The organism is Pantoea sp. CTOTU49201, from assembly GCF_032054795.1.
Taxonomy (GTDB): Bacteria; Pseudomonadota; Gammaproteobacteria; order Enterobacterales; family Enterobacteriaceae; genus Pantoea; species Pantoea symbiotica.
This window is the reverse complement of the sequence record NZ_DAMBSA010000111.1, coordinates 6,312-11,839: the sequence shown is the minus strand read 5'-3', so window position 1 is coordinate 11,839 and position 5,528 is coordinate 6,312. Positions and strand designations below refer to the sequence as shown.

Sequence of the window (5,528 nt, the reverse complement as noted above, 5' to 3'; positions counted from 1 at the left end):
TTCCCGCACATGACGGTGGAGCAGAACATTGCCTTTGGCCTGAAGCAGGACAAACTGCCGAAAGGCGAAATCACTAGCCGCGTCGAAGAGATGCTGTCGCTGGTGCACATGCAGGAGTTCGCGAAGCGTAAGCCGCATCAGCTCTCTGGCGGTCAGCGTCAGCGTGTGGCGCTGGCGCGTAGCCTGGCGAAACGCCCTAAGCTGCTGCTGCTCGACGAACCGATGGGCGCGCTGGATAAAAAACTGCGTGACCGCATGCAGCATGAAGTGGTCGATATTCTCGAGCGTGTCGGCGCTACCTGCGTGATGGTGACGCACGATCAGGAAGAGGCGATGACCATGGCGGGCCGCATTGCCATCATGAACCGTGGCAAATTCGTGCAGATTGGTGAGCCGGAAGAGATCTACGAGCATCCAACCAGCCGCTACAGTGCTGAGTTCATCGGTTCGGTGAATGTGTTTGAAGGCTTGCTGCGCGAACGCGGCGAAGACGCGCTGATCATTGATGCGCCCGGCTTAGTGCATCCGCTGAAAGTGCAGACTGATGTTTCTGTGGTGGATAACGTGCCGGTGCACGTGGCGCTGCGTCCGGAAAAAGTGATGCTGTGCGAAGAAGTCCCAGCCGATGGCTGTAATTTTGCCGTGGGTGAAGTGGTTCACATCGCCTATCTCGGCGACCTGTCGATTTATCACGTGCGTCTGCGCAGTGGCCAGATGATCAGCGCACAGTTGCAAAACGCCCATCGCTACCGCAAAGGCGCGCCAACGTGGGGCGATGAAGTGCGTCTCTGCTGGGACGCGGACAGCTGTGTGGTTCTGACGGTTTAAGGGGGCGATATGAGCCAGATTTCTCAACGCAGCGAGCCCGAAGTGGTGGGCACGCCGCTGCAGCGCTGGGCAACGCGCATCAAGATGCAGCATGGCCGCAAGCTGGTGATTGCCTTGCCGTATCTGTGGCTAATCCTGCTGTTCCTGCTGCCGTTCCTGATCGTACTGAAGATCAGTTTTGCCGATATTGCGCGCGCCATTCCGCCGTATACCGATTTGGTTACCTGGGCCGATGGCGAGCTCAATCTGGTGCTCAACCTCGGCAACTACTTCACGCTGACCGACGATCCGCTGTATGCCGACGCGTATCTGACGTCGCTGAAAGTGGCGGGCATCTCCACCATTATCTGCCTGATGATCGGTTATCCGCTGGCGTGGGCGGTGGCGCACAGCAAGCCTTCGATGCGCACTATTCTGCTGCTGCTGGTGATCCTGCCATCGTGGACCTCGTTCCTGGTGCGCGTTTACGCGTGGATGGGCCTGCTCAACAACAACGGCATTCTCAACCGCTTCCTGATGTGGCTCGGCGTGATCGATCATCCGCTGGTGATCCTCTATACCAACACGGCGGTGTATATCGGTATCGTTTACTGCTATCTGCCGTTTATGGTGCTGCCAATTTATACCGCGCTGACGCGTATTGATTATTCGCTGGTGGAAGCCTCGCTGGATCTCGGCGCACGTCCGTTGAAAACCTTCTTCAGCGTGATTGTGCCGCTGACCAAAGGCGGAATTATTGCCGGCTCGATGCTGGTGTTTATCCCGGCGGTCGGCGAGTACGTGATCCCGGAACTGCTCGGCGGTCCGGACAGCATCATGATTGGTCGTATTTTGTGGCAGGAGTTCTTTAACAACCGCGATTGGCCGGTAGCGTCCGCGCTGGCGGTGATCATCCTGTTGATTCTGATATTGCCGATTATCTGGTTCCACAAGCACCAGAACCGTGAAGTGGGAGAGAAAGAATGAGCCAGTTACCGACCATTCGCTCTCCGTGGCGCACCGTGATACTGGTGCTGTGCTTTATGTTCCTGTATGCGCCGATGCTGCTGCTGGTGGTTTACTCCTTTAACAGTTCGCCGCTGGTTACGGTGTGGGAGAACTTCTCGTTCCACTGGTACAAGGTGCTGTTCCAGGATCAGGCGATGCTGGATGCGGTGGGTCTCAGCCTGACCATCGCCGCGCTCTCAGCCACCATGGCGGTGGTGCTCGGCACTATGGCGGCGGTGGTGATTGTGCGCTTTGGTCGCTTCCGTGGGCATAACGGTTTCGCCTTTATGCTGACGGCGCCGCTGGTAATGCCCGATGTGATCACCGGTTTGTCATTGCTTCTGCTGTTCGTGGCGATGGGCAATACCTTTGGCTGGCCGAGCGATCGCGGCATGCTGACCATCTGGCTGGCGCACGTGACCTTCTGTACCGCTTACGTGGCGGTGGTGATCAACTCGCGTCTGCGTGAGCTGGATCGCTCGATTGAAGAGGCGGCGATGGATCTCGGCGCCACGCCGGTGAAAGTGTTCTTCGTCATCACCGTACCGATGATCGCGCCCGCTATCGTTACCGGCTGGCTGCTGGCATTTACCTTGTCGCTGGATGACCTGGTGATTGCCAGCTTCGTAACCGGTCCAGGCGCGACCACCTTGCCGATGGCGATTTTCGCCACCGTGCGTCGTGGCGTGAACCCGGAGATCAACGCCTTAGCCTCGCTGATTCTGTTTGTCGTCGGTTTAGTCGGTTTTATCGCCTGGCGCTTTATGGCGCACGAAGAAAAGCAGCGTTTACGCGATATTCAGAAAGCAAAACGTGGCTGAACGCCGTAACATTAATGGCGACCCTACGTCGTAGGGTGCGCATTTATGCGCACCTCAGTTACGGAGCAATACCATGTCGGAAACCCTGAAAAACGGTTCAATGATTAACGCTACGCCGGTGCCGGTGATGGTGGCGGGCTGCGCCATCATCATTACGCGCTGCCTCAGCGTGCTGATGCTGGCCAACGAACTGGGTTACGACGAACTTGCTAATTTCGTGCATCGCAGCGCGCAAGCCTGGGATTCCACACTGATCTTTATCGCCAGCCAGCTGATTTTCCTGTTTGAACTGCGCTGCGCCTTTACCCTGATGCGCGGCAATAATCGTGGGCGCTGGGGCTATGTCGCGACGCAAATCATTGTGCTGATCTACATGTTGATGGCATCGGTGGGCTGGATCTACCCGGAAATTTTCAGCATCCCTGGCGAAAGCAATGCGCAGATCATTCATCACACGCTGCTGCAAAAGCTGCCGGATGTGCTGGTGCTAGCGCTGCTGTTTGTGCCCGCCAGCAGCCGCGCTTTTTTCCGGCACCGGTGATACAATCGCCCCCATTTTTTCTCCCGATTCTGAATACAGGCATTTGCATGCATTGCGCGCTTCATGATGCCGGTCGCTGTCGTTCGTGCCAGTGGCTGGAAAAACCCTATCCGCAACAGCTCAACGACAAGCAGTCGCTGCTGGAACAACTGCTGGCTGAGAGGCCGGTAGGCGAATGGCTGCCGCCGGTGCAATCCGCGCAGCAAGGGTTTCGTAATAAAGCCAAAATGGTGGTGAGCGGTAGCGTGGAGCGGCCGATCTTCGGCATGGTGGCGCGCGACGGTGAACCGGTCGATCTCTGCGCTTGTCCGCTCTATACCGACAGCTTCAGCGCGGTGTTCACGCTACTCAAACCCTTTATCGCCCGCGCCGGTTTAACGCCCTATAACGTGGCGCGCAAACGCGGTGAGCTGAAGTTCCTGTTGCTGACGGAGAGTTCGCAAGGCGGCATGATGCTGCGTTTTGTGCTGCGCTCCACCAGCAAGCTGCAGCAGCTGCGCGACGCCTTGCCGTGGCTGCAACAGCAACTGCCGCAGCTGAAGGTGATCTCCGCCAATATTCAGCCGGTGCATATGGCGATTCTTGAAGGCGATGAAGAGATTGCGCTGACGCCGGATCAGGCGCTGGCCGAGCGCTTTAATCAGGTTCCGCTCTATATTCGTCCGCAAAGCTTCTTCCAGACCAATCCACAGGTTGCAGCCGATCTCTACGCCACCGCGCGCGATTGGGTCGCGCAGTTGCCGGTTAGCAGCATGTGGGATCTGTTCTGTGGCGTCGGAGGATTTGGTCTGCACTGCGCAACGCCCGAAATGCAGCTGACCGGCATCGAAATCAATGCCGAAGCCATCGCCTGTGCGCAGCAGTCAGCACAGCAGCTTGGATTAGAAAATGTGAGTTTTGCCGCACTGGATTCCACGCAGTTCGCCACGTCGCGGGAAGCGGTGCCGCAGCTGGTGCTGGTGAATCCGCCGCGTCGCGGTATCGGCGCAGAGTTGTGTGCTTATCTCAGTGAGATGGCACCCGATTACATTCTTTATTCCAGCTGCAATCCCACCAGCATGGCGCAGGATATTGCGCGTCTGGCGGAGTATGACGTGAGCCGCGTGCAGCTGTTCGACATGTTCCCGCATACCGCGCATTTTGAAGTGCTGTGCTTGTTGAGCAAGAAGGGTGGAACAGCGTAGCGTTCACCGGAACGGAGGACGTGCAGAACCTGTCTGGCGCCCGCCACGCTATCCCATAATGCTTATTCCGGGAACCACTTCTGATTGATTTGCTGCCAGGTGCCGTTGGCTTTCAACGCCACTAACGCGCTGTTCAGCTCGTTAAGCAGCGGCTCATTACCTTTGCGTACTGCAATGCCTAAACCGGTGCCAAAGAAGTCGGTATCGGTGATGTGCTCGCCGACCGCGCTAAGATCGTCATTGGCTTTCAGCCACTGATTCACCACCGCAGTATCGCCAAACACGCCGTTCAGGCGACCGTTTTTCAGATCGAGAATCGCGTTCTGATAGCTGTCATACGCCACCGCAATCACCTCCGGATGTTTCTCCAGCAGGTATTTCTGATGCGTGGTGCCGTTCTCAACGCCAACACGTTTGCCTTTCAGCTGGCTGAAATCGGTGAACTGGCCTTTATGCGCAATCACAATCGCCGAGTTAGCGTAGTAAGGCTGGGTGAAATCGACCTGCTTACTGCGATCGGCGGTGATATCCATGCCGGAAATGACCGCGTCGTAGCGACGGAATTTCAGCGATGGAATCAGGCTATCGAAGGCGTTGTTGGTGAAGGTGCAATCCGCTTTCATCTGCTGGCACAGTGCTTTTGCCAGATCGATATCGAAGCCAACGATTTGGTTGTCGTGATCAAGGGATTCGAACGGGGGATAAGTTGCGGAAGAGGCGAAGCGGATTTTTTCGGCCGCATAAGCATTCATTGCCAGAGTTGCCAGTGCAGCAGCAACGATCCATTTTTTCATTATGTAACTCCTGTAAACCATGCCAGAGACGGAACGGGTTACACGATGCCAGTTAATGAATTTATATGCAATATTTTTGCTTATTAATTTAAATGATAACAGGCGCCGTTTCAGGCGCCTGTTGTGGTGGCATCAGTTACGGCGCTCAAATGCCAGCGCACGCTTCTCAACCAAACGCATCATCAGCGTCAGCAAGCCGTTAACCACCAGATAGATCAGGCCAGCGGCAGCGTACACCGAGATATCGTAAGTGCGGCCATATAGCAGCTGCCCGTGGCCCATCACTTCCATCAGCGTAATGGTGTAAGCCAGCGAGGTACTTTTGAATACCAGCACCACTTCGTTGGAGTAGGACGACAGGGCGCGCTTGAAG

The 5,528-nt window shown here is 56.3% G+C and carries 6 protein-coding genes and 1 pseudogene; 5 read left to right on the top strand and 2 right to left on the bottom strand.

Features of this window, described 5'->3' with window-relative positions; genetic code table 11:
- The 5 genes from potA to rlmC form a co-directional block, all read left to right on the top strand.
- The coding region (gene potA / locus RTY00_RS10210; protein WP_312664344.1) for a polyamine ABC transporter ATP-binding protein at window positions 1–828 on the top strand (828 nt) is incomplete at its 5' end.
- 9 nt (window positions 829–837) lie between these two features.
- Window positions 838–1,794, top strand: a complete 957-nt coding sequence (gene potH / locus RTY00_RS10205) for a putrescine ABC transporter permease PotH (protein ID WP_008102463.1) — start codon at window positions 838–840, stop codon at window positions 1,792–1,794.
- Complete coding sequence (gene potI / locus RTY00_RS10200; RefSeq protein WP_008102460.1) at window positions 1,791–2,636, top strand: putrescine ABC transporter permease PotI; 846 nt, start codon at window positions 1,791–1,793, stop codon at window positions 2,634–2,636. Before potH ends, potI begins: the two co-directional genes overlap by 4 nt.
- A gap of 73 nt (window positions 2,637–2,709) precedes the next feature.
- Window positions 2,710–3,177: a YbjO family protein gene (locus RTY00_RS10195; RefSeq protein WP_312664343.1), complete on the top strand. Its 468-nt coding sequence runs from the start codon at window positions 2,710–2,712 to the stop codon at window positions 3,175–3,177.
- A gap of 47 nt (window positions 3,178–3,224) precedes the next feature.
- On the top strand, window positions 3,225–4,361 hold the full coding sequence (rlmC, locus tag RTY00_RS10190) for a 23S rRNA (uracil(747)-C(5))-methyltransferase RlmC (RefSeq protein WP_312664342.1): 1,137 nt from the start codon (window positions 3,225–3,227) through the stop codon (window positions 4,359–4,361).
- 62 nt (window positions 4,362–4,423) lie between these two features.
- On the opposite strand, the gene artJ is transcribed toward rlmC, so the two are convergent.
- Window positions 4,424–5,155: an arginine ABC transporter substrate-binding protein gene (gene artJ / locus RTY00_RS10185; protein WP_097094391.1), complete on the bottom strand. Its 732-nt coding sequence runs from the start codon at window positions 5,153–5,155 to the stop codon at window positions 4,424–4,426.
- Between the two features lie 132 nt (window positions 5,156–5,287).
- A pseudogene (artM, locus tag RTY00_RS10180) lies at window positions 5,288–5,528 on the bottom strand (arginine ABC transporter permease ArtM); the annotation flags it as partial.

Bases quoted from the DNA above. Each gene is read 5' to 3' on its own strand.
- potH (WP_008102463.1), top strand. From the start codon at position 838: ATGAGCCAGATTTCTCAACGCAGCGAGCCCGAAGTGGTGGGCACGCCG.
- potI (WP_008102460.1), top strand. From the start codon at position 1,791: ATGAGCCAGTTACCGACCATTCGCTCTCCGTGGCGCACCGTGATACTG.
- RTY00_RS10195 (WP_312664343.1), top strand. From the start codon at position 2,710: ATGTCGGAAACCCTGAAAAACGGTTCAATGATTAACGCTACGCCGGTG.
- rlmC (WP_312664342.1), top strand. From the start codon at position 3,225: ATGCATTGCGCGCTTCATGATGCCGGTCGCTGTCGTTCGTGCCAGTGG.
- artJ (WP_097094391.1), bottom strand. From the start codon at position 5,155: ATGAAAAAATGGATCGTTGCTGCTGCACTGGCAACTCTGGCAATGAAT.